Consider the following 24,304-nt stretch of genomic DNA (forward strand, 5'->3'; position numbering starts at 1 on the left):
AATAATTAGCGCTGCGTCAGGCGTACGGTGCTCTCAGATTCATTCTCTGAGGTCGCTATGTCGCTGCTTTCTGTACTTTTTCCTTCTGCTTTTCCCGCGCTGGCGCTGGCGCATTTCGTCGCATTGCTTAGCCCCGGGCCGGACTTCTTTTTACTGGTCGGTTACGCCGCACGATACCGGATGCGCGGCAGCGCCGGGTTGTGCGTGGGGATCGCTTTCGGCAACGGGCTGTATGTTCTGCTGGCAATTATCGGTTGGGGGATCCTGCGCCAGCTTCCCCTGTTGTTTACGGTTATTGAGCTGCTGGGCGCGCTTTATTTATTGTGGATTGGCAGCCTGCTGGTACGCAGCCGCCCGCAAACGCTGACCGGAACAGACACCCAGTCTACCTGTCCAGGATTTGGCAAACAGCTACTGCTGGGATTGGGTTCGTCACTGCTCAACCCAAAAAATGCGCTGTTCTATCTGGCGCTAATGACCGCCCTGCTCGGCCCGTCGGTGACGCTGCTGCAGCAAACCATGAGCGGGATCTGGATGACCAGCGTAGTGCTGTGCTGGGATCTGCTGATCGTGATGTTCATCGGTTTACCGCAGATCCAGCGACGGTTATCCAGAGGGATATTATGGGTGGAACGTATCGCTGGGGGTGTATTGATTATCTTCGGTTGTGCCATCGCGCTGCGATTTTTGCCGAGCATCGTAGTCTGATTTCCAGGGCGATTTTCTGCACATAAACCGGATAAACTCGTTTAATTAATATCCAATCCGCATTACACTGCGGATGGTTATTACCCGTTCAACTTACTCTTCCTGAGGTGCGATGTGCTGATTGTTACCTGTAATCGTTACGTTTTCTGACCCCGCGTCAGTGAGCGTATCTTCTGTTTGCGCTTCGCGCAGACAGCGTTTTTGATTACATGAAATTCAGTACATTTGCAGTCTGCTTTTTTCTGTCATCGGTCTGACGTCTCAAAGACGGTATTGAATTTCGCTATTCCCGTTGAGGGTTTTCTCCCGACAAGGAGCTGTTTTATGCAACGGATTCTCGCGTTTTTCTCCCAACGCGCCACAACGCTATTTTTTCCTGTCGCGTTGATTTTATATGACTTCGCCGCCTATCTGTCGACGGACCTGATCCAGCCTGGCATCATCAATGTGGTACGTGATTTCAACGCCGATGTTAGCCTGGCACCCGCTGCGGTGAGCCTCTATCTGGCGGGCGGCATGGCGCTGCAATGGCTGCTGGGGCCGCTTTCCGACCGAATTGGCCGTCGACCCGTGCTGATTGCGGGGGCGTTAATCTTTACCCTCGCCTGCGCTGCCACGCTGTTCACCACCTCAATGACGCAATTTCTGGTAGCCCGATTTGTGCAGGGCACCAGCATCTGCTTTATCGCGACCGTTGGCTATGTCACGGTGCAGGAGGCGTTTGGGCAAACGAAGGCCATTAAGTTAATGGCGATAATCACTTCCATTGTGTTGGTTGCACCGGTTATCGGCCCGCTCTCCGGGGCCGCGCTGATGCACTTTGTACACTGGAAGATCCTGTTTGCCATCATTGCCGTCATGGGGCTTATCGCCCTGATTGGGTTAATGTTAGCCATGCCGGAAACCGTCCAGCGCGGCACGGTGCCGTTCAGTGCCCGCGGCGTAGTGCGTGATTTCCGCGACGTTTTCCGCAACCGGGTGTTCCTGTTTGGCGCAGCCACGCTGTCGTTAAGCTATATCCCGATGATGAGCTGGGTGGCGGTCTCACCGGTTATTCTGATCGATGCTGGCGGCATGACCACATCGGAGTTTGCCTGGGCACAGGCCCCGGTGTTCGGCGCAGTTATCATCGCCAATATGGTGGTGGTTCGTTTCGTGAAAGATCCGACCCAACCACGCTTCATCTGGCGGGCCGCACCTATACAGCTGAGCGGGCTGGCAGTGCTGATTGTCGGCAATTTACTGTGGCCGCACGTCTGGCTGTGGTCGGTGCTGGGGACCAGCCTGTATGCGTTTGGTATTGGGATGATCTTCCCAACGCTGTTCCGCTTTACACTGTTTTCCAACAACTTACCGAAGGGTACGGTTTCCGCATCGTTGAATATGGTGATCCTGGCGGTGATGGCGGTTTCTGTCGAAACTGGGCGCTGGCTATGGTTTAACGGCGGCAGGATTTCGTTTCATCTGCTGGCGGTTGCGGCAGGGCTCGCTGTCGTGTTCACGCTGGCAGGTTTACTCAAACGGGTACGCCAGCATGAGGCAACGACGTTAGCCACTGAAAACTAACCTGCCCGCTTATCCGGCCTACGACAACTATGTAGGCCGGATAAGCGCTTGCGCCGCATCCGGCTACGCTCACCTCACCTTACGCAATGCGTGCAAATCCCGCTTCCAGATCGGCAATCAGGTCGTCGATATCCTCAAGGCCGATATGCACCCTGACCAGCGTACCGCTGAAATCCACCTCTCCAGCCGGGCGAATGCTGTTCAGCTCTTCCGGCTGGTTCGCCAGAATGAGCGATTCAAATCCGCCCCACGAATAGGCCATATGGAACAGCGAGAAGTTATCGAGGAAATTCGCCATCTGTTCGTCGGTCAATCTCTTTTTCAGCACAAACGAGAACAGGCCTGAGCTTCCGGTAAAGTCGCGCTGAAAATACTCATGGCCCGGACATTCCGGTAATGCCGGATGATTCACCCGCGCCACTTCCGGCCTTGCCGACAGCCAGCGGGCAATATGGATGCTGCTCTCCTGATGCTGCTTAAGACGTACCGCCAGGGTGCGCAATCCGCGGCTGCCGTTGTAGGCCGTATCGGCGTCCAGCGTTTGCCCCATCAGATAGGAGTTCTCGCGCAGACGATCCCAACAACGGGCGTTCGACACCGCCGTGCCCAGCATGCCGTCCGAATGACCGATGGTGTACTTCGTTCCCGCCTGAATGGAAATATCCACGCCATAATCCAGCGCTTTGAACAGCACGCCCGCCGCCCAGGTGTTGTCGATCATAATAACAATCTCCGGATTCACCGCGCGGATAGCCTTCACCATCCCCGGCACGTCCTGGACTTCCATGGTGATAGAACTTGGTGACTCAAGGAATACCACCTTCGTTTCCGGACGCAGAAGATCGACGATACCTGCACCAATCAGCGGATCGTAATACGTTGTTTCCACGTTGAATTTACTCAGGATCTTATTGCAAAAATCCTGGGTTGGTTCATAGGCCGCACCCGTCATCAGAATATGATCACCACCCTGAACAAACGCCAGAATCGCGTTTGTCACCGCCGCAGCGCCGCAAGGGTACAGCGCGCAGCCAACGCCGCCTTCCAGCTCGCTCATTGCCTTCTGAAAGGCAAAGTGGGTGTAGGTTCCGCGACGACCGTAAAACAGCTCGCCGTTAGCGCGATTGGCGGTGGCAAATTTCTTGTCCTTCACGGTATCAAATACCAGTGAAGAGGCGCGTTGGATAACCGGATTCACCGCTCCCTGGGTGTAGCGTTTGTCACGACCAGCAACAACCAGGTGCGTTTCAAGCTTCATTGCGTCTTTCATAACATCTCCTGTTCTTAATCCGTGTGAAACCTATACCACCGCAGCAGTAGAGTTTATTTCAGTGTTGGTCTGCTTTTTTCCAGCGAACCGTTCAACAATCTGCGCCGCATTCAAATCATGGATAACGTTAATCAGTGTGGCCGGCGCATCGGTAATGGTGCCCAGCACCACCAGCATCGGGATTGCTTCCATCGGCAGGCCGAGCGTTGTGACGATAAAGATTTCACCGAGGAACGCCCCGCCCGGTACGCCACCAACGATAATGGCGGAGAGCACCGCAATCAGCATCGTCAGGAAGAAGGTTTCGGTGGTGAATTCCATGCCCAGCACGGAATAGATAAAGACAATTTTTAGCGCGGCAATCATCGCCACGCCGCCCTTGTTGAGGTTAACCAGCAGCGGAATGGAGACATCAACGATTTCCGGGTTAATCCCCATCGCCTTACCGGCACGCAGCGTCACCGGCAGCGTCCCCAGTGAAGAGCAGGTCCCCAGCGCGGTCGCAGACGGTTCAATCGCGTTACGCCAGAAGGCTTTGACCGCCGGAATACCGCCGCCAATATACGAATAGAGAATTGAGCCAAAAACAAAGTAGACCAGCGTGGCAACCATAAACAGGCCGATGGCGCGGGCAAAGGTTAACAGTAGTGCAGAGTCCTGACTGGCCATGGTGGCGGCGAAGTAGCAGCCCAGACCAATCGGCGCGACCTTCATAATGATCGACACGATCTTCATGATCACGGTATTGGCGTCTTCCAACAGCGACGCAATGCGTTTACCGGCCTGATCCGACTGGCCAATTGCGACACCGGCGATGATCGCCATTACGATCAGCGCCAGAATATTGGACTTAGAAAACAGTCCGATAAAGTCGCTGGTGGTGATCATACTGACAAAATCCATCTTACCGCTGCCCGCCTGTACCGACTGCGAGAGATCGATAGTGACGCCCTGCGCCGGGTTATACCAGAGCGCCAGCGCGACGATCCCGGCGGCTGGAATAAAGGCCATGGCGATCGAAACAATAAAGATAATCGCCATAATGCGTCCCAGCCTTTTCAGGTCGGTCATACTGGCGATCGAAGACATAACGCTGATACCCACCAGCGGCACAATAATCATAAATAGCAGGTTTAAGAATATCTGACCTATTGGCTGGAGTTTACTTGCAAACGATGGGGCATAAATACCTAATAAGCCGCCAATCACCAGAGCAACTAATAAAATAATCGACGATTTGTAGGGTTCGAGTCGTGACCACATAATCGGTACCTTTAGAATAATAATTAATGAGATTAAATTCACAATGTAATGAGTTTCCGTTTCGCCTCCTTTTATTTTGTGACGTAACTCACCTAAGTTGTTATTTTTTCATTTTGCCAGCAAGTTGTTTCCTGTGATTCAATAGTTGCATGTTTAAAACGCGAATGTAACGGCCTATTCGTACCGTTTTTGCAAATCACTTGTGAATTAAAGGAAACTATGAGTACGCCGATTTCACTCAAGCATCTGGAGTTTTTTACTAAAATCGTCGACTGCGGAGGATTGTCAGAAGCCGCGGCGCAGCTCAACGTATCGCCGTCTGCGGTCAGCAAAAGTCTGGCTGCGATGGAAGACACGCTGGGCACGACATTAATTAAACGCACCACCCGCAGTATTACCCTGACCGACGCAGGGCAATATCTCTTCAACCGCGCTAATAAGCTTTTGAAAGAATTCGATGAAACGCTGAATACCACTTCCGGTTATTACCACAGCCCGCAGGGTGAATTACGCATAACCTGCTCAATTGCGTTTGGTTATTCCCGGCTGGTGAACCTGGTGGATAAATATCGCTCCCAGTTCCCGGATGTGAATCTGTATATCGATCTCAACGATAACTTTGTGAATCTGAACGAAACAGATTTCGACATCGCCCTGCGCATCTCCACCGCACCGCCGCAAAACTATGCGATGCGCAAGCTGGTGCCTGTTCGCTGGGCGTACTGTGCCTCACCCGGCTACCTCGCCAAAAAAGGCATGCCCCAGCGTCGAAGCGATCTGGTGGATCATGATTGTCTGGTTTATCCAGGCCTCACACCGGTGCTGAAGGTGGCGGATGAACAGGATCGTCTGCATCAGTTGAAACTGCATATGCCGATCCAGGCCAACAGCAGTCTGGTATTGCTGAAGTCAGTGTTAGAAGATCAGGGAGTGGCGTATTTGCCCACCTATCTGATTGGCGATCATATTCAAAAAGAAGAGATAACGCCGCTGATGCTCGACGGCACTATCACCTGTGAAACTCACGCCCTGTATGCGCTGTACTTTCCCAGCAAGTACAGCAATCCTAAGGTGCGATCGTTTATCGATTTTCTGGTGGCGGAACTCGGCCCCTTACCCGCCTGGGACAACTGGATCCCGGAGTAAGCCCAGCCCACCTGAAAATGGGAGGCGCTCCACATTTTTTGCGCGATCCCCCCGTCTGGCTCTATCCTTAGCCTATGAATAAAATTGCTGAACTCAAACGCGCCAAGCGACTGGCGCTCTCATTGCTGCTGATTGCCGCTGCCACCTTCGTCATCACGCTGTTTCTGCCGCCTAACTTTTGGGTACTGGGGATCAAAGCGATCGCCGAAGCGGCGATGGTGGGCGCGCTGGCGGACTGGTTTGCCGTGGTGGCGCTTTTTCGCCGGGTGCCGATCCCGTTTATCTCGCAGCACACGGCGATTATCCCGCGCAATAAGGATCGGATCGGCGAAAATCTCGGGCAATTTGTCCAGGAAAAATTTCTCGATACCCAGTCGCTGGTCGCGCTGATCCGCCGCCATGAACCGGCGCTGTTGATCGGCAACTGGTTCAGCCAGCCGGAAAACGCCCAGCGTATTGGCCAGCATCTACTGCAAATTATGAGCGGTTTTCTCGAACTGACCGACGACTCGCGCATTCAGCGGCTGATCAAGCGGGCGGTGCACAAGGCCATCGACAAGGTCGATCTCTCAGGTACCAGTGCGCTGATGCTGGAAAGCATGACCAAAAACAATCGCCATCAGGTGCTGCTCGACACGCTGATCGCCCAACTGATCGCCCTGCTCCAGCGCGACAGCTCGCGAGCGTTTATCGCCAGACAGGTCGTGCACTGGCTGGAAACCGAACATCCGCTGAAAGCGAAGATCCTGCCGACCGAATGGCTGGGCGAGCACAGTGCCGAGCTGGTGTCTGATGCCGTTAACTCCTTGCTGGATGACATCAGCCACGATCGCGCACATCAGATCCGCCATGCCTTCGATCGCGCCACGTTTAAACTCATCGATAAGCTCAAACACGATCCGGAGATGGCCGTGCGGGCCGAAAGCCTGAAAAGCTATCTGAAGGAAGATGAAGCCTTCAACCGTTATCTTGGCGAGCTGTGGGCAGATCTACGTCAGTGGGTGAAAACCGACATTAACGCCGATGATTCCCGCGTGAAGCAGCGCATCGCCAGCGCCGGGCAGTGGTTCGGCGAAACACTGGTAGCCGACAGCGCCCTGCGCGCCTCACTGAATGGGCATCTGGAACAGGCCGCGCATAAAGTAGCGCCAGAGTTCGCCACCTTCCTGACGCGCCATATCAGCGACACGGTGAAAAGCTGGGATGCACGCGATATGTCGCAGCAAATTGAGCTGAACATCGGTAAAGATTTGCAGTTTATCCGCGTCAACGGCACGCTGGTTGGCGGTTCTATTGGGCTGGTGTTATATCTGTTGTCGCAAATTCCTTCCCTGCTGACGCTGGCGAATTTTTAAGGAGAAAAATTCAATGACGATGAACATCCGCATTTTTTCCCTGCGCGAAACACCGGAAAAACTGCACGAGGTCACCGCTTACTTTCAGCAACAATGGGCCTCAGAAGACTCCGTGAAGGTATACGAAGATGCGCTGCATCGTTGCATTGGCGCAAAGAACCCGCTACCGCAGTGGTACTGGCTGCAGGACGGCGACAGCATTGTTGGCTGCGCCGGATTGATCACTAATGATTTTATCAGTCGCGGCGAACTGTGGCCGTGGCTATGCGCGCTCTATGTCGATCCTCGCTATCGTGGTCACGGTCTGGCATTTCGCCTGATTGAACATATTGTGCAGCAGGCTAAACAGCTAGGCTTTATGCAGCTCCATTTGTGTACTGACCTGGAAGGCTTATACGAGAAAGCGGGATTTTACTTTGACGGGCCGGGCTATCATCCGTGGAGGGAAGTCTCACGGGTCTACAGTCGTAATCTGTAAGCGCACAATTGTTGTACATCAATAAAGCCAGATAAATTGCATGGTTATAATGCGACGTCTTTTTACTGTCTCCCGTGTTACGGGGAAGGAAAATCATGTCGCTAATCACCGATTTACCCGCCATTTTTAATCAATTCTCCGACGCCCGTCAGAAAGGTTTTCTCACCGTAATGGATCTTAAAGAGCAGGGTATCCCGCTCGTTGGGACCTATTGCACCTTTATGCCGCAGGAGATAGCGATGGCGGCAGGCGCGGTCGTCGTTTCGCTATGCTCAACCTCTGATGAAACGATTGAAGAGGCCGAAAAAGATCTGCCACGAAACCTGTGTCCACTGATCAAAAGCAGCTACGGGTTTGGTAAAACGGATAAATGTCCGTACTTCTACTTCTCTGACCTGGTGGTGGGCGAAACGACCTGCGATGGTAAAAAGAAGATGTACGAGTACATGGCTGAATTTAAAGCGGTACATGTGATGCAACTGCCCAACAGCGCCAGTGATGCGGCTTCGCGGGCGCTGTGGAAAGCCGAGATCCTGCGTTTGCAGCAGGTAATCGAAGCCCGTTTTGGCACCCCGATAACCGAAGCCGCGCTACGTGAAGCCGTCATTCTAAAAAACCAGGAACGTCGTGCACTGGCAAACTTCTACCGCGTTGGTCAGCTCAACCCACCCGCACTCAGCGGCAGTGACATTCTGAAAGTCGTCTACGGTGCAACCTTCCGCTTTGATAAAGCAGCACTGATCGACGAGCTTAATAGCATGGCCGAGCGGGTACATCAGGAATGGCAGGCCGGGAAACGTCTGGCGTCACGTCCACGCATACTGATAACCGGCTGCCCCATCGGCGGCGCGGCAGAAAAAGTGGTTCGTGCCATTGAAGAAAACGGCGGTTGGGTGGTGGGTTATGAAAACTGTACCGGTGCGAAAGCCACTGAACAGTGCGTGGAGGAAACTGGCGACGTCTACGACGCGCTGACCGATAAATACCTCGCCATCGGCTGCTCATGTATTTCCCCTAACGATCAACGTCTGAAAATGCTCAGCCAAATGGTTGAAGAGTACCAGGCTGACGGCGTCGTCGATGTCATTTTACAGGCTTGCCACACTTACGCCGTTGAATCACTGGCCATTAAACGCCACGTCCGCCAGCAGCACAACATTCCCTATATCGCTATTGAAACCGACTACTCCAGCGCGGATATCGGCCAACTTAGCACTCGTGTCGCCGCGTTCATTGAAATGTTGTGAGGAACAGGGATGACATACTCAATAGGGATCGATTCCGGCTCCACGGCGACTAAAGGTATTTTGTTGGAAAGGAACGTCATCAGACGTCGCTTCCTCTGCCCAACACCTTTTCGCCCTGCCGAAGCGATCGCTCAGGCATGGGAAACGCTGCAAGCGGGGCTGAACGATAGACCATTTTTAACCCTCACTGGCTACGGACGGCAGCTCGTGGATTATGCCGACAAACAGGTCACTGAAATTTCCTGCCACGGTCTGGGGGCGCGCTTGCTGGCTCCCGGCACCCGCACAGTGATTGATATCGGCGGTCAGGACAGTAAAGTCATCCAGTTAGATGATGATGGCAACCTCAGCGATTTCTTGATGAACGACAAATGTGCGGCAGGGACCGGACGATTTCTGGAAGTCATCTCACGCACGCTCGGCGCCAGCGTAGAGCAGCTAGATGCGATTACCGCTGGCGTCGAACCACATGCCATCACCAGCATGTGCACGGTTTTTGCCGAGTCAGAGGTTATAAGCCTGCGCTCTGCGGGTGTCGCGCCGGAGGCCATTTTAGCAGGTGTGATCAACGCGATGGCCCGACGCAGCGCGAATTTCATCGGACGGCTTTCAGGGCAGGCTCCACTGTTATTTACCGGGGGAGTAAGTCACTGTCACGCCTTTGCTCGTATGCTTGAAGGCCACATTGGCATTCCCGTACACACGCATCCCGACGCGCAGTTTGCTGGGGCGATTGGGGCCGCGTTAATTGGTCAGCGTCAGGGGAAACGTGAGTGAAGGAAACACTGTTCTTGTTTCATACTACCCTCGGCGTCATCAAAACGCGTAAAGCGCTACAGGCTGCGGGTATGTGCTTTCGGGTGGCAGATATTCCCCGCGAGCTACGCGGTGGCTGCGGGCTGTGCATTTACATCGACTGTGTTGCTGGCAAGGAGGATGAGTGGATAATTCCGGGTCATACCGAATCTATCTACCGTCTTGAAAACGGAGACTGGCGCTGCCTTGCCACTTTTCCTCCTTCCTGAACGAGTCAGGGGACTTGGTTTTATTTTACTTTTCATTATCATTTACGCATGTAATATAACAATTATCAGCTAACAGCGCGAAATGAGAGTCCGTATGTCCCAGGGAAGCCCAGATTCAAATCGTCATGCCATCAGCGTCGCGCTTTTTGGCATGCTGGTCTTAACACTGGGTATGGGAATTGGGCGCTTTCTGTATACACCAATGCTGCCAGTGCTGCTGTCGGAAGGTCTATTTACGTTTGACCAACTCTCCTGGATTGCTAGCGCCAACTACGCCGGGTATCTGGCAGGAAGCCTGCTCTTCTCCTTCGGGCTCTTCCATCTTCCCTCACGCTTACGCCCGATGCTGCTAACGTCCGCGCTCGCTACCGCAGGGCTGATTCTGGCGATGGCCAGCTTTACGCAGCCCGCGCTGGTGATGCTGATCCGCTTTCTGGCAGGCGTCGCCAGTGCCGGTATGATGATCTTTGGCTCAATGATCGTTCTGCATCATACCCGGCATCCCTTCGTGATCGCGGCGTTGTTCTCCGGCGTTGGTGCAGGCATTTTGCTGGGCAATGAATATGTCATTATCGGTCTGCATTTTGCGCTTTCATCGCACACGCTCTGGCTGGGCGCAGCGGCAGCCTCGGCTCTGTTCTTCGTGCTACTGGTTATACTCCTGCCATCTCGCGACCACATGCTCCCCGCTGCGGCCCCGGTAAAAACAGAGTATCAGCCTATGTCCTGGTGGCTGCTGGCGCTACTGTACGGGCTGGCCGGATTTGGCTACATCATTGTCGCCACCTACCTGCCGCTGATGGCGAAAAGTGCCGGTTCGCCGCTGTTGACTGCCCATCTCTGGTCGCTGGTCGGCATATCGATAATTCCGGGGTGTTTCGCCTGGCTGTGGGCCGCCCGACGCTGGGGTGTATTGCAATGCCTGACGGTGAATTTGCTGATTCAAAGCGCCTGCGTGGTCATGACGCTCGCCAGCGGCTCCTTGCTGCTGCTGGTGATAAGCAGCATGGGGTTTGGCGCAACGTTTATGGGAACCACTTCACTGGTGATGCCGCTTGCCCGACAACTTAGCGTACCGCGCAATATTAATCTGCTGGGCCTGGTCACTCTGACTTACGGCATTGGGCAAATACTTGGTCCGCTATTAACCAGCCTGCTGGGAAGCGGCGCACAGGCGATCGTTAACGCCACGGTGTGCGGCGCGGTCGCGTTGTTTATTGCGGCACTTATCAGCCTCACGCAATTATACAAACAGCGTTTCGCCTCGCCCAAAAGGGTATAACCGGCTAACGTCTAAAGAAGATATATTCGGATTAGTCCGCAATTAAATGTCAGCATTTAATAAACCGCAAATAATCGGCAATTATCCGTCAGACAATTTATAATCCCCGGCTGTTCATTTATAAACTCAATTTAAAATGCGTAAAAATGGACATATTAATTCAACATCAACACCATCTTCGGGAAAGGCACATGTCGTGGTTTAAAAAAATACTACTGGGGTTAATTATTTTAGCGGGTTTAATTGGCACGCTAAAGGATTATAAAGACTTTGGCTTATTTGGCGCACTGGGATTGTTTATTATCTTCCTGTTATCAACAACATTCTTATGGCAATGGGCCTCTGGCAAGTTACCGGAGATAACAAAGTTACATGCCATACTTATTTTACTGGCCAGCGCGGTAGCCTCTATTTTTGTTATCAATATGGCAATTGCCGGAAATTTGCATGTGGATTTAATGGAAGTCATGCGCGTTACCATTACCCATAATCCGCTTTTTTATCTGATCCTCTGCGTGGTCGCATGGGTAAAAGTGGGCATCTGGCAATGGCTGTTTAGCGGTGTACAGATGAAAGAGAGTCAGCCGGTTTAAACTCCAGCAGATGTAAAAAAGGCGTCTTAACCAAGACGCCTTTTTCGTACTAGTATAACTACTTAGAACTGATAGGTCAGACCCGCAACAACCTTGTTGTCGCCGTCTTTGCCATCAAGCAGGTTAATTTTGTAACCCACATCAGCAACCATGTTTTTGTTGAAGTAGTAGTCTGTGCCCAGCGCAACGTATTCGGTCAGATCGTTATTGTTGTTGTCACGCGTATGGACGTAGCCCACGTTCGGACGCAGACCAAAATCAAACACATAGGCCGCCATCGCTTCAAAGTGCTGCGCTTTGTCCGCATTCTGAATCAGGTTGTGAGACTCACCGTACATGGTTGCAACGTAGATAGCGTTTGCATCATACTTAAGGCCTGCGCCCCAGAACTCTGCGTTTTCGCCATCCCAACCATTTTGTTTCTGCTGAGCAGTCACAGAACTGTTGGTATAGGCCGCAATGGCAGAAACACCAGAATCCGCGATATTGTCATAGCCCAGGGAGAAGCCGTAGCCGTTGCCGTGCTGTTTGGTCGGATCCGTATTGGTATCGTCCTGCCCCTGATATTGCGCACCAACGCTCAAACCATCAACGGCACCAAACAGATTTTTGGTACGGAGTGTTGCAACGCCAGAAGTGCGTGAAGTAAGGAAGCGGTCAGCATCTTCAAAGGAGTCACCGCCGAACTCTGAGAGAGTGTCAGTGTAAGCTCCCACGTCGTAAGCGATACCGTAGTTACGACCGTAGTCAAAGCTAACGTCATGGCCGTAATCCAGGCCAGCAAACGCCAGACGTGTCTTAACGCCATTCTGAGAACCTTCTGCTTTAGAGGCATCAAACTGACTCTCAAATTGGCCATAACCGGTCAGTTGATCGTTGATTTGTGTCTCACCGCGAAAACCCAGACGCGCGTAGGTCTCATCGGCGTTATTGCCGTCAGTCCAGGAATGGACCGCTTTTACTTTGCCGTACAGATCCAGTTTGTTGCCATCTTTATTATAAATTTCCGCTGCATGAACGGAGGTTACCCCTAATGCCATTACAGCTAATGCCACTACTGACTTTTTCATGTTATTACTCACTTTTAATTGTGAATTTTGCTATCAACTTTGTTATGAAGGCGGGATGCCCACATAAAAAAGTCCCCTCCAGATAAGGGGAAACACCAATAACACACCGAAAAAATATACCAATAAAGGCAATAATGAAGTGGCAAGACCTGTTTCAATTTTGGGTTTTAAAGAAAACCCGAACAGAGAGTAATTACTTAGATTCTTCGCTTGTGCTCTCATTAATAGAGCGATGCAACATTAATGCCTCGGCAATAATGTCTTGTTTACTTTTACGAGTTTCAAATGCCAGCGTCCGAACATATTCCCATAGAGAAGTATCGACACGGGCACTTAATAGAACCATATCTTTTGATCGGGTTCCCCTGGCTTTTCGGATATCAGGGTAATCTCGAGAGGGCATAATCATCTCCTGAACGCAAACACGCTTATGGCGATGAAATATGCAGTCAGTGTAAAAACATGTCAACGGCAAAATACAGTCACAATAGTAATGAAACTGTTAATAAAGAACAAAAAACTGGAACGTTATTTCAAATGAAAGATAACTTGATTATAGAATAATGTGTAATGTTAGCTTTACATATATCCGTTTTTATTCATATGATTAAAAAGCCACGAATCATTCACATTAATAATAATGCTCAATCAAAACATCACTACAGACAATGAGTTACATGCCATTATTAATGTCTACTTTTACGCAAACCACCAGTTTTTATGCGCTGTTATGCCAGGCGGCCCTGCACTATCTGCAGCGGAAATCACTTTGATTCTCACTTAATACAGACCTGTATTGTCTAAAAATAAGCACAAAAAGGTAAAAATAAGGTAAATAGCGCATTTTTTCGCAAGCAAAAATAAGTTGTTTTTAATTGATGAAAATCAATTTACATCACACAGGGGCGGCGAAAAAAATGATCATTGAAGACTATGGAAACCATTTTTTACATGAGGTTTAAGACGTGAAAAGAAAGGTTGTTATGCAATGCCGAGCGGGCCGCAACAGCCCGCGTGAGAGGTGGTAAAATCAAGCGTTAACTTTATCCAGCGGCCAGGAGTCAAACAGATAGCCATCGAAGTCGATGTCATCAACATTTGAAAACTCCAGCAGGCGCTGTTTGACGTTTTCCAGATGCTGCCACATCGCCAGCTTGGCCGCGCGAGCATCCTTTTTGATTAACGCCGCCAGGATCTGCTTGTGGTCACCCATCCACTCTTTACGATAGTGGGTATCATCGAGATGGCTATGAAGCTGGATCCACATCGGGTTGTTCTCGCGCCACTGCCATGACTGGCGGAACAGCTCCACCAGCATGCTGTTATGCGTGGCCTCGGCGATAGCGAGATGGAACTGCATGTCACCGCTTTCAGAACCGTTGGGTTCGCTGGAGGCCAGCTCCCGCTCTTCCAGCTGCAACGCCTGGCGCATTTTGACGATATCTTCGCGGGTGGCCTGCAGCGCGGCAAATTCGGCGATGTTGCTTTCCAGCAGCTGTCGCGCCTGTAGCAGCTCAAACGGGCCTGCATCATTGCAATGATTCACATCCGAACTGTCGATAGTCTGTGCTTCTGCATTGTCGAGTACGTAGATCCCGGCACCACGACGCACGTCCACCAGACCTTTAATTTCCAGCATGATTAACGCTTCGCGCACCACCGTGCGAGTGACATTGAGCCTCTCGGCGATTTCACGCTCCGGAGGTAAGCGCTCACCAGGCAGGTACGGCGTCTGGACAATCAGATCGCGGATCATTGCACCCACTTCCTGGTAGGGTCTTTGCTGAGAAGTGTTTGATTTCATCGTGTTATGTCCGTCAGATGCGTCAATTCAGAATCCGGAGGCTGGATGACTGCGCACACCTTATCCGGCCTACCAATAACGTTTTTTTCGCCTGAACTATAGCATTTGCGGGAAGCCAAAAACAGAAAACGGGTCAACCAAATTAGTATTTTGATTGACCCGTCATACCTGGGAGGTTATGCGTCAGCGCTTAACGCTGCAACGCACTCGCGTGCGCCGTGTTCACACAACTGTTGATACTCCGCGATAATCGTTTCCACAAAATCGGCGTTTTCCGCCAGATCGTGACCAAAAATGCCGCTTAACCCCAGCAGCGCCGTCACCCGTTCGGCTCCCTGGAACTGTTGGTTAATGCGCTGGAATTCGGCCTGCATTGGGTCGACAACATCAATGACTTGCCCCTGTTCATCCACACCGTGGGTGTAGCGCATCCAGCCCGCGATGCCCAGTGCCAGATGACGCCAGCCGCTGCCGTTTTGCAGATGCAGACGCACCGGATCCAGCAGGCGCTGCGGCAGTTTCTGGCTGCCATCCATCGCAATCTGCCAGGTACGGTGGCGCAGAGACGGGTTGCTGAAACGCTCGATCAGCAGCGTCGCGTAGGCACTGAGATCGGTACCTTCCGGCATCGACAGCGTTGGCGCTTGCTCCTGCATCATCAGTGCAAACGCCGCTTTGCGGTACGCTGGATTGGTCATAGTGTCAGCGATGGTTTCATAACCGCCAAGATAGCCCAGATAAGCGAGGAAAGAGTGGCTACCGTTGAGCATGCGCAGTTTCATCATTTCAAACGGTACTACGTCGGCAACAAACTGTGCGCCGACTTTGTCCCAGTCAGGACGACCGTTAACAAAGTTGTCTTCAATCACCCACTGGCGGAACGGTTCGCAGGCGATAGCGCACGGATCGTAAACGCCCAACTGGTCGGCAATCTCTTGCAACGTTTCTGGCGTCGCCGCCGGAACAATGCGGTCGACCATGGTGCATGGGAAAGTGGCGTTCGCTTCAATCCACTGCGCCAGCTGCGGATCGCGCGCCTGCGCCAGGCCCAGCACCGCAACTTTCGCCACATGGCCATTTTCGCGCACGTTATCGCAGGACATCACGGTAAAGGCCGCCAGCCCCTGCTCACGACGCAGATGCAGCGCCTGTACGATGTAACCAATCGCCGATTTCGGCGCGGCCGGATTCGCCAGATCGTGTTTAATCAGCGGGTTATTGAGATCTAACTGGCCGCTGGCGGCATCGGTGCAGTAGCCTTTTTCCGTGACCGTCAGCGAGACAATTGCCGTCTGCGGGCGCGCCATAGCCTGTAAAATACCGTCACAACCGTCAAGCTCCGGGTGCAGGGCTTCTTTCATTGAGCCAATCACTTTCAGCACGGTATTGTCCGCGCCTTTTTCCGCCACGGTATACAGCAATTGTTGCTTGCGCAGGTTTTCAATCAGTATGCAGTCATTACCCGGCATCAGGTTAACTTCACAGATACCCCAGTCGCTGTCGGTGGTTTCCAGCAGATGGTGGGTGTACAGCGCCTGATGCGCGCGGTGGAAAGCGCCGCATCCCAGGTGAACAATGCGGGATTGCAGACGAGAGCTGTCCCATGCGGGGCGTGCAACCGGCAGGTTGCTATTGGCAATTGTCGTTGTCATCGTGAACTCCAGATCCCGTCGGAAAGACCAACGGAGAGAAAAGAAAAAAGCCGGCCAGACAGGCGACCGGCAACACTGCTTTAGCGGCTAAAGAAAGCGCGCTGGATAGCCATCTCAACGCCACGTACTTCCGCCAGGCCTTTCAGGCGACCAATCGCGGAGTAACCTGGGTTGGTTTTCTTTTTCAGGTCGTCAAGCATCTGGTGACCGTGGTCCGGGCGCATAGGAATCAGATCCTCTTTGCCCTCGGCTTTACGGCGCTGTTCTTCCTCAACGATCGCTTTCACTACTTCGTACATGTCGACGTCGCCGTTAAGATGCGCCGCTTCATGGAAAGTTTTCGGGTTATCTTCACGCAGCGTGGAGCGCAAATGGGTGAAGTAAATGCGCGGGCCAAACTGTTTGATCATGTCGACCAGGTCGTTATCCGCACGAACGCCGTAGGAGCCGGTACACATGGTGAAACCGTTCGCCATGCTGTTGACCGTATCGACCATCCACTGCATGTCTTCCACGGTGGAAACAATGCGTGGCAGGCCAAGGATTGGGCGCGGCGGATCGTCCGGGTGTACCGCCATGCGCACACCGACCTCTTCTGCTACAGGAATAATCGCCTTCAGGAAGACGGCAAAATTCTCACGCAGCGCAGCTTTATCGATATCCTTATAGCGTTCAAGATGCTGGCGGAACTGGTCGAGCGTGTAGCCCTCTTCCGCGCCCGGCAAACCGGCGATGATATTGCGGGTCAGACGTGCTTTGTCTTCTTCGCTCATGGTGGTGAAGCGTTCATGCGCCTGCGCAATCTCTTCGGCGGTGTAGTCCGCTTCCGCGCCCGGGCGTTTGAGGATATGCAGCTCAAAGGCGGCAAATTCAATTTGATCGAAACGCAGCGCTTTGGAGCCGTCCGGCAGGACGTATTCCAGGTCGGTACGGGTCCAGTCGAGAACCGGCATAAAGTTGTAGCACACGGTACGAATGCCGCACTCGGCCATGTTACGCAGGCTTTGCTGGTAGTTGGCAATCCACTGCTGATAGTTGCCGGAACGGGTTTTAATGTCTTCGTGGATCGGTACGCTTTCGACGACCGACCATACCAGGCCCGCCTGCTCAATAATGGCTTTGCGTTTTAGGATCTCATCAACCGTCCACACTTCCCCGTTCGGGATATGGTGCAAGGCGGTAACAACGCCCGTAGCACCCGCCTGACGTACATCCGCTAAGGTGACCGGATCGTTAGGACCATACCAGCGCCATGTCTGTTCCATGTTTTATTCCTCATTTACGTTATGGACTCGACGATATGGCACATAAATTCCTCCTTTTGGTATTACATGTCAACCTGAAGCGCTAAATTGGTTAACCAAATCACGATACCTGCTGATTAGATCGCCTTTTTACGTCCAGACAACCCAGTATTAATGTAAACATGTAACGCAATGTGACATCCATCGCATCATAGGTTGACCAATATATGTAACATCTCAACCAAAATCATAATAGTTCAACCAAAGTAAGGTAGACGTTATATGCACGTTCTCAATATTCTGTGGGTTGTATTCGGCATCGGCCTGATGCTGGTGCTCAATTTAAGATTCAAAATAAACTCGATGGTCGCCCTGCTGCTGGCGGCACTCTCGGTCGGTATGCTGGCGGGAATGGATTTAATGGAACTGCTGCATACCATGAAATCCGGCTTTGGCAGCACGCTGGGTGAGCTGGCGATTATCGTGGTATTCGGGGCAGTCATCGGTAAGCTGATGGTTGACTCCGGGGCGGCGCATCAGATTGCCCATACGCTGCTGGCGCGACTCGGTCTACGTTACGTGCAGCTGTCGGTGATCATTATTGGTCTGATCTTCGGCCTGGCGATGTTCTATGAAGTGGCGTTTATTATGCTGGCACCGCTGGTGATCGTCATTGCCGCGGAAGCGAAGATCCCGTTCCTCAAGCTGGCGATTCCTGCGGTTGCCGCCGCCACCACCGCTCACTCACTGTTCCCACCGCAGCCGGGTCCGGTCGCGCTGGTTAACGCCTACGGCGCTGACATGGGCATGGTCTACATCTACGGTATCCTGGTGACCATTCCGAGCGTGATCTGCGCCGGGCTTATTCTGCCGAAATTCCTCGGCAACCTCGATCGTCCAACGCCGTCATTCATGAAGGCCGACGTACCGGTTGACCAGAACAACCTGCCGTCCTTCGGAGTTTCTATCCTGGTGCCGCTGATCCCGGCGATCATCATGATCTCCACCACCATCGCCAACATCTGGCTGGTGAAAGGGACGCAGGCGTGGGAAGTGGTCAACTTCTTAGGCTCCTCGCCGATTGCAATGTTTATCGCCATGGTTGTCGCCTTCGTGCTGTTTGGTACCGCGCGCGGTCATGACATGCAGTGGGTAATGAACGCCTTTGAAAACGCGGTGAAAAGCATCGCCATGGTGATCCTGATCATCGGCGCGGGCGGCGTACTGAAGCAAACCATTATCGATACCGGCATCGGCGATACCATCGGCATGCTGATGTCGCACGGTAATATTTCTCCGTACATTATGGCGTGGTTGATAACCGTACTGATTCGTCTGGCAACGGGTCAGGGCGTGGTCTCAGCCATGACGGCCGCGGGGATTATTAGCGCAGCAATCCTCGACCCGGCAACCGGTCAACTGGTCGGCGTCGACCCGGCGTTGCTGGTACTGGCAACAGCGGCGGGTTCCAACACACTGACCCATATCAACGATGCTTCGTTCTGGCTGTTCAAAGGCTACTTTGACCTGTCGGTGAAGGATACGCTGAAAACCTGGGGTCTGCTGGAGCTGGTAAACTCCGTGGTTGGCCTGATTATCGTGTTGATCATCAGCATGATTGCATAACGTCGATACCGCTCTGGCCTATAGCGCCAGAGCGGTTTTCCATCCTGCCTCAACAATCCTCAATAATCAGATACACCGCCTTCACCGGGCCATGTACCCCAACCACCTTGATAAGCTCAATATCCGCCGTCGAGCTGGGTCCACTGATGATATTAATGCACGATGGCATACGCTCACCGGCCTGTGCTTTCTGATGCAGTTTTTCTGCCAGCTGCGCCACGCGCGGCAGGATGGTGCTTTTACGCAGCACGAAAATCGAGGACTCCGGCAACAGGCTCAGGGAACGCCCGCGCTCCGGTGCGGAAAACAGCACCACGCCGCCGGACTCGGTCAGGCCATATTCGGCATACACTACGCCGACTTTCGCCTGCTCGGCCTGGGTAATATTTTCGCTACCACGCGCCGGATCCCAGACCACGGCGTTGCATTCCTGCTGCAAGCGTTCGGTGATACCCAGCTCCACCAGCCGGCTGTCGCCGCTCAGCACCACCGGCTGCTGACCCAATTCTTCGCACAGGCGTAACGCCGCGTCTGCGGCCAGGTCCTCGCGAGTCAGCTCGCAGCGAGCCAGCATCACTTCGCTGGCGAACTGGATGAACGCATCGCAGCGCTGCTGCGGGCTAAGCTCGGTCAGGCGCTCGTTGGCATAGTTGTTAACCGGCGCGGCATCCGCTTGCGGTTCGAAACGCAGCGGGCGACCCAGCGCCTGGGCGATGGTGTTTAAAAACGCGGTACGGTTATCCATTCTTTTTCTCCTGCGCCTGATGTTTTTTAAACCAGCTACGGAAGCTCTCGCCGTCAGCATCAGGCAGGTCGCGCGCCTCCATCCAGTCACCAATCGCGCCAACCTTGAGCGGGGTTTTGCCGCCATTGATAAACCAGCTCGCCGCATGCGCGCCCGCCATCATCCCGACTTTCCACAGCCCCGGATGGCTATTGGCATAGGCGAACATCTTGATCGCCCGTCGCTCGGCTTTCGGGGTAATGCCCTCCTCGGCCATCACCCGGCGATGACGCAGGATCAGTTTTGACAGAGGAATGCGCACCGGGCAAACGCTGTCACAGGCCGTGCATAAAGAACAGGCGTACGGCAGGTCTTTAAAATCTTTATAGCCGCCGAGCAGCGGAGAAATCACCGCGCCGATAGGTCCTGGATAGATAGAGCCATAGCCGTGTCCGCCGATGTGGCGGTATGCCGGACAGGTGTTCATACAGGCTCCGCAGCGGATGCAGCGCAGCACATCGCGAAACTCTGAGCCCAGCACCTGCGAGCGACCGTTATCGACAATCACCAGATGGAACTCTTCCGGTCCGTCAACGTTATCCGCCTCGCGCGGGCCGGTCAGCCAGGTGTTGTAGCCCGTCAGACGTGCACCCACGGCGCTGCGCGCCAGCATGGTGATCAGCACATCCACCTCGGCAAAGGTCGGCGCGATACGCTCCATGCCCATCACCGCAATGTGCGTTTTCGGCAGCGTGGTGCACATGCGCGCGTTGCCTTCGTTGGTCACCAGACACACCGAGCCGGTTTCCGCCACGGCAAAGTTACAGCCGGTAATACCGATTTCGGCACTGAGGAAATCCTCACGGATCTTCTGACGAATGAACAAGGTCATGGCTTCCGGGGTTTCCGGGCCGTCATACCCCAGACGTTCGTTCAGCACGCGGCGGATCTGATAGCGATCTTTATGAATCGCCGGGACCACGACGTGCGAAGGAGGATCCTGATCCAGTTGCAGGATATATTCCCCGAGATCGGTTTCGATCACCTGGATTCCGGCATCCTGCAGCACATGGTTGACGCCGATCTCTTCGGTCACCATCGACTTGGACTTCACCACCTTCTGCGCATTTTTACTTTGCGCAACCTGCAAAATGTAGCGAGTGGCATCTTCTTTGGTTTTGGCGAAATAGACGTGCCCGCCGTTTTCCGTCACTTTCTCGGAGAGTTGATACAGGTAAGCGTCGAGGTTGCTCAGAACGTGATCGCGGATCTGGCTGGCACGATCGCGCCAGTCTTCCCAGTGGCCTAACTCATCGACCATTTTTTGCCGATTTGCGCCGATACGCTCCTGCGCATTAGCCACGGCTTTGCGCATGATCGGATCTTCTATCTGCTGACGAATGCGCAGTTTAAATTCTACATCGCTGGTTTTTATCGACATCTCTTTCCCCTCAGCGGCTCATCAGCACTTCAGCAATATGCATCACTTTGACCGGCTGGCCTTCCCGTTGCAGTCGGCCGCCAATGTTCAGCAGGCAGCTAACGTCTGCGCCAATCAAATATTCAGGCTTTGCGTCCATCAGATGTAAGACTTTCTCTTTCACCATTTCACCGGATATCTCGGCCATCTTGACCGAGAACGTCCCGCCAAAGCCGCAACAGGTATCCTGATCGGCAAACGTCAACAGCTCCAGTCCGCGCACGTTTTTCAGCAGCGTAAGCGGCTCTTCCTTCACCCCCAGTTTGCGGGTCAGGCTACAGGAAGGATGATACACAGCGCGCCCCTGCAGGCTGGCGCCAACGTCCACCACGCCCAGTTTGTTGACGATAAAGGAGGTGAGATCCTGCATACGCGCGGAAACTTTCTCAGCACGTAGTGCCCATTCCGGTTCATCGGCCAGATACGTCGGGTAGCTTTTTACCGCGTAGGTGCAGGAGCCCGCAGGGGAGATAATCGGATCGTCGTTGTCTTCCAGCGCGGCGATCAGGTTTTTCATCCCAGGGATCGCCTCTTTGATGTAACCGCTGTTGATGGCTGGCTGACCGCAACACCCTTGCTTCTCGGGGAAATTCACGCGACAACCCAGTTTTTCCAGCAGCAATACGGAGTCTCGTGCCATCCGTGATTTCAGTGCGTCACCAATGCAGGTAACAAAGAAATTTACATTCACAATAACTACTCCATTGCTTCATTTCTGTTTATTGCGCTTGATATCGCGATATCAAACAAATGTTCATTCGTATTTCATGCCCAGTTTTTATGTTTGCTGGTTTTACCAATACCTGGGTTCATAGTGTTGGTCGGATCATTTTCCTGATAAAAACGTGCCAAATTTTCCGGCGCTTTATACAGATGACCGACATTGTGTTCCGCCGGATATTGCGCTCCGCGTTGGCGCAGTAATTCCAGCATCTGTTCTTTTAACGCGTGGGCATCTACGCCTTTTTTAACGATATAATCCTGATGGAAGACATAGCACATAAAATGACCGTAATAGAGTTTATGCACCAACTGACTGTCAATTTCTGCCGGTAAATGCTCATACCATTCGGTATCATTACGGCGTAATGCAATATCCAGCGCGAGAATATCCTCAACCTCATCGGAATGAACGGCCTGATAACGAATGGCAGCGCCCGCAGCGGCAAAACGATGCAGAAACGCCTTACTGCCCTCTTCCGCGGTACAGGTAAAGAACGCGCCCTCGGCCGATTTAAAATAGTCCGTTAACCATGCCTGGGCTTCGGCCACACCCTCACCGGACATTTTCAGCATTAGATGGTGTTCATAGTTATCGCGCCAGGTTTTCATCCGCGCCGGGAGATGGCTCGGGAACAGATGGCTAAAAGCCTGCATAGCGCGGTCGGTAAAGTGCGGACGAAAAATCTTCACTTTCTCAAGTATGGCCTCGGTACGCCCCTTCAGGTTGAAGAAGAACGGCATTTTGTCCGTACCAAGTTTGTCGATCATCAGGAAGGTATCTTTGCTGTATTTCTCTGCAATATCATAGATATCGCGGTGCATATACTCCCCAGCTACCGGCAGGTTTGTAAAATTCGCCAGGATGTGGCGGCGAATCTCGGTCAGGACATCAGTCTGATTGGTACCGATATAAAAGACCTGCTGGTTCTTCTCGGCTTCAAAGGTATCCAGACGTACGGCAAACACCGCTAACTTGCCCGCGCAGCCAGAGGATTCAAACAGGCGATCCGGGTCAGCGTTGTAACGTGCTGGCGTGTCGGCATTGATGTCCCGCACGCGGCTAACATAGTCGTGATCGTGCGCGTGACGCCCGTCATGGTTGACGAGCGCGGCTTCAATCGCATTGTTATCCAGCCGGGCAAGGATTTGCTCTGGCGTCTGACCTAGCTCAATGCCAAGGTGATTGACCAGCTGCAAGCGTCCCTGTTCATCAATGCGGGCAAACAGCGACATCTCGGTGTAAGCCGGGCCTCGCTGGACCAGAGAACCGCCCGAGTTATTACAGATACCGCCGATAACCGACGCGCCGATGCACGAAGAGCCGATCACCGAATGCGGCTCACGGCCAAACGGCTTCAGCGCCTTTTCCAGCGAGTACAGCGTGGTGCCCGGATAAGCCAGCACCTGCTTGCCCTCATCCAGCACATGCAGACTGTCCAGCCGCAGCGTGCTGATAATGACGATCTCGCGGTCGTAGTCATTACCATTTGGCGTCGAACCCTCGGTCAGGCCAGTGTTCGACGCCTGCATCAGGATTATTTTATCGGCCTCAACGCAGGCGCTAAGGACTTTCCAGAGTTCAAGCAAAGAGCCGGGGATAACCACCGCCAGAGCATCACCCTGACCCGAGCGGAATCCCTTACGGTAACGCGCAGTTTTTGACGGTTCGGTGAGGATATGAGCAGGGCCAACCAATTGGGTAAGAGTCGTCAAAAAGGTCTTATTATCAGTATGTTTCATGGAGGGCGGCTCTCCGCTCCTTATATCAGGGCCAGTGAAAATGGCTATAAGTTCATTTGTATGACAAAACAGAATATTCCCTCAATCAATATCCACATGCAATACCCCATTTTATTTCTTTCGGTACCGCTCACATTTTTTTAATGAAATTACCACCGCCATATAATTCATACCTCGCCCTTTGAGGGGATGCCAAAACACTTATTTCATTTATTGCAAAGATCATCCCATACCTATTAATGATTAACTCTAATGGGTGTTGTAATATTTAGTGGTTATTCATATTTAATAAAAAAATAACATTATTT

General features: G+C 52.8%; 22 protein-coding genes. 11 read left to right on the forward strand and 11 right to left on the reverse strand.

The window, feature by feature from the left end:
* Positions 1 to 57 precede the first annotated feature (57 nt).
* Positions 58 to 708 (forward strand): LysE family translocator, encoded by a 651-nt coding sequence (locus OGX89_RS04020; RefSeq protein ID WP_063941056.1) that lies wholly within the window; start codon positions 58 to 60, stop codon positions 706 to 708.
* A gap of 324 nt (positions 709 to 1,032) precedes the next feature.
* Positions 1,033 to 2,274 carry a multidrug efflux MFS transporter MdtM gene (gene mdtM, locus OGX89_RS04025; protein ID WP_126957761.1) on the forward strand — a complete coding sequence of 414 codons (1,242 nt, stop codon included), beginning with the start codon at positions 1,033 to 1,035 and terminating at the stop codon, positions 2,272 to 2,274.
* Positions 2,275 to 2,353: 79 nt separating this feature from the next.
* On the opposite strand, the gene metC is transcribed toward mdtM, so the two are convergent.
* Positions 2,354 to 3,544, reverse strand: coding sequence for a cystathionine beta-lyase (gene metC / locus OGX89_RS04030; RefSeq protein ID WP_126957759.1), 1,191 nt, complete (start codon positions 3,542 to 3,544; stop codon positions 2,354 to 2,356).
* A 30-nt stretch (positions 3,545 to 3,574) separates the two neighbouring features.
* Complete coding sequence (locus OGX89_RS04035; RefSeq protein WP_003830065.1) at positions 3,575 to 4,807, reverse strand: dicarboxylate/amino acid:cation symporter; 1,233 nt, start codon at positions 4,805 to 4,807, stop codon at positions 3,575 to 3,577.
* Positions 4,808 to 5,026: 219 nt separating this feature from the next.
* Here OGX89_RS04035 and OGX89_RS04040 point away from each other — a divergent pair, with 219 nt between their 5' ends.
* The 8 genes from OGX89_RS04040 to OGX89_RS04075 all read left to right on the forward strand — a co-directional run bounded on the left by OGX89_RS04040 (position 5,027) and on the right by OGX89_RS04075 (position 11,933).
* Entirely contained in the window at positions 5,027 to 5,953 is a 927-nt protein-coding gene (locus tag OGX89_RS04040; protein ID WP_003845596.1) for a LysR family transcriptional regulator, read from the forward strand.
* Positions 5,954 to 6,027: 74 nt separating this feature from the next.
* Positions 6,028 to 7,308 carry a DUF445 domain-containing protein gene (locus tag OGX89_RS04045; RefSeq protein ID WP_003830070.1) on the forward strand — a complete coding sequence of 427 codons (1,281 nt, stop codon included), beginning with the start codon at positions 6,028 to 6,030 and terminating at the stop codon, positions 7,306 to 7,308.
* 13 nt (positions 7,309 to 7,321) lie between these two features.
* Entirely contained in the window at positions 7,322 to 7,786 is a 465-nt protein-coding gene (locus OGX89_RS04050) for a GNAT family N-acetyltransferase (protein ID WP_126957755.1), read from the forward strand.
* Positions 7,787 to 7,881: 95 nt separating this feature from the next.
* The gene (locus OGX89_RS04055) at positions 7,882 to 9,033 is read left to right on the forward strand and encodes a double-cubane-cluster-containing anaerobic reductase (protein ID WP_003830073.1); all 1,152 of its coding nucleotides are present in this window, start codon (positions 7,882 to 7,884) and stop codon (positions 9,031 to 9,033) included.
* A gap of 9 nt (positions 9,034 to 9,042) precedes the next feature.
* Entirely contained in the window at positions 9,043 to 9,810 is a 768-nt protein-coding gene (gene yjiL, locus OGX89_RS04060; RefSeq protein WP_003830076.1) for a putative 2-hydroxyacyl-CoA dehydratase activator YjiL, read from the forward strand.
* Positions 9,807 to 10,058 carry a putative Se/S carrier protein gene (locus tag OGX89_RS04065; RefSeq protein ID WP_003830079.1) on the forward strand — a complete coding sequence of 84 codons (252 nt, stop codon included), beginning with the start codon at positions 9,807 to 9,809 and terminating at the stop codon, positions 10,056 to 10,058. Before yjiL ends, OGX89_RS04065 begins: the two co-directional genes overlap by 4 nt.
* A 94-nt stretch (positions 10,059 to 10,152) precedes the next feature.
* A complete protein-coding gene (locus OGX89_RS04070; protein ID WP_286559970.1) occupies positions 10,153 to 11,340 on the forward strand; it encodes an MFS transporter in 1,188 nt (395 codons plus the stop codon).
* A 191-nt stretch (positions 11,341 to 11,531) separates the two neighbouring features.
* Complete coding sequence (locus tag OGX89_RS04075) at positions 11,532 to 11,933, forward strand: hypothetical protein (RefSeq protein WP_032942287.1); 402 nt, start codon at positions 11,532 to 11,534, stop codon at positions 11,931 to 11,933.
* A gap of 62 nt (positions 11,934 to 11,995) precedes the next feature.
* On the opposite strand, the gene OGX89_RS04080 is transcribed toward OGX89_RS04075, so the two are convergent.
* From OGX89_RS04080 to uxuA, 5 genes are all read right to left on the reverse strand, one after another.
* A complete protein-coding gene (locus OGX89_RS04080) occupies positions 11,996 to 13,003 on the reverse strand; it encodes a porin (RefSeq protein ID WP_126957753.1) in 1,008 nt (335 codons plus the stop codon).
* A gap of 193 nt (positions 13,004 to 13,196) precedes the next feature.
* On the reverse strand, positions 13,197 to 13,406 hold the full coding sequence (locus OGX89_RS04085; protein ID WP_003830087.1) for a hypothetical protein: 210 nt from the start codon (positions 13,404 to 13,406) through the stop codon (positions 13,197 to 13,199).
* A gap of 627 nt (positions 13,407 to 14,033) precedes the next feature.
* The gene (uxuR, locus tag OGX89_RS04090) at positions 14,034 to 14,807 is read right to left on the reverse strand and encodes a Uxu operon transcriptional regulator (RefSeq protein WP_032934226.1); all 774 of its coding nucleotides are present in this window, start codon (positions 14,805 to 14,807) and stop codon (positions 14,034 to 14,036) included.
* Between the two features lie 176 nt (positions 14,808 to 14,983).
* On the reverse strand, positions 14,984 to 16,459 hold the full coding sequence (locus OGX89_RS04095; RefSeq protein ID WP_003830089.1) for a fructuronate reductase: 1,476 nt from the start codon (positions 16,457 to 16,459) through the stop codon (positions 14,984 to 14,986).
* A gap of 80 nt (positions 16,460 to 16,539) precedes the next feature.
* Entirely contained in the window at positions 16,540 to 17,724 is a 1,185-nt protein-coding gene (gene uxuA / locus OGX89_RS04100; protein ID WP_126957751.1) for a mannonate dehydratase, read from the reverse strand.
* 261 nt (positions 17,725 to 17,985) lie between these two features.
* Between uxuA and gntP the strand changes: the two genes are divergently transcribed.
* Positions 17,986 to 19,329, forward strand: a complete 1,344-nt coding sequence (gntP, locus tag OGX89_RS04105; RefSeq protein ID WP_003033260.1) for a gluconate permease GntP — start codon at positions 17,986 to 17,988, stop codon at positions 19,327 to 19,329.
* Between the two features lie 49 nt (positions 19,330 to 19,378).
* On the opposite strand, the gene OGX89_RS04110 is transcribed toward gntP, so the two are convergent.
* The 4 genes from OGX89_RS04110 to dld form a co-directional block, all read right to left on the reverse strand.
* Complete coding sequence (locus OGX89_RS04110) at positions 19,379 to 20,074, reverse strand: LutC/YkgG family protein (RefSeq protein ID WP_003830091.1); 696 nt, start codon at positions 20,072 to 20,074, stop codon at positions 19,379 to 19,381.
* Positions 20,067 to 21,494, reverse strand: a complete 1,428-nt coding sequence (locus tag OGX89_RS04115; RefSeq protein WP_003830092.1) for a LutB/LldF family L-lactate oxidation iron-sulfur protein — start codon at positions 21,492 to 21,494, stop codon at positions 20,067 to 20,069. Before OGX89_RS04115 ends, OGX89_RS04110 begins: the two co-directional genes overlap by 8 nt.
* Positions 21,495 to 21,504: 10 nt before the next feature.
* Positions 21,505 to 22,224 (reverse strand): (Fe-S)-binding protein, encoded by a 720-nt coding sequence (locus OGX89_RS04120; RefSeq protein ID WP_001102107.1) that lies wholly within the window; start codon positions 22,222 to 22,224, stop codon positions 21,505 to 21,507.
* A 74-nt stretch (positions 22,225 to 22,298) separates the two neighbouring features.
* Complete coding sequence (gene dld, locus OGX89_RS04125) at positions 22,299 to 23,996, reverse strand: D-lactate dehydrogenase (protein WP_126957747.1); 1,698 nt, start codon at positions 23,994 to 23,996, stop codon at positions 22,299 to 22,301.
* Positions 23,997 to 24,304 lie beyond the last annotated feature (308 nt).

This window comes from Citrobacter sp. Cpo103, assembly GCF_030332605.1.
Lineage (GTDB): Bacteria > Pseudomonadota > Gammaproteobacteria > Enterobacterales > Enterobacteriaceae > Citrobacter > Citrobacter portucalensis.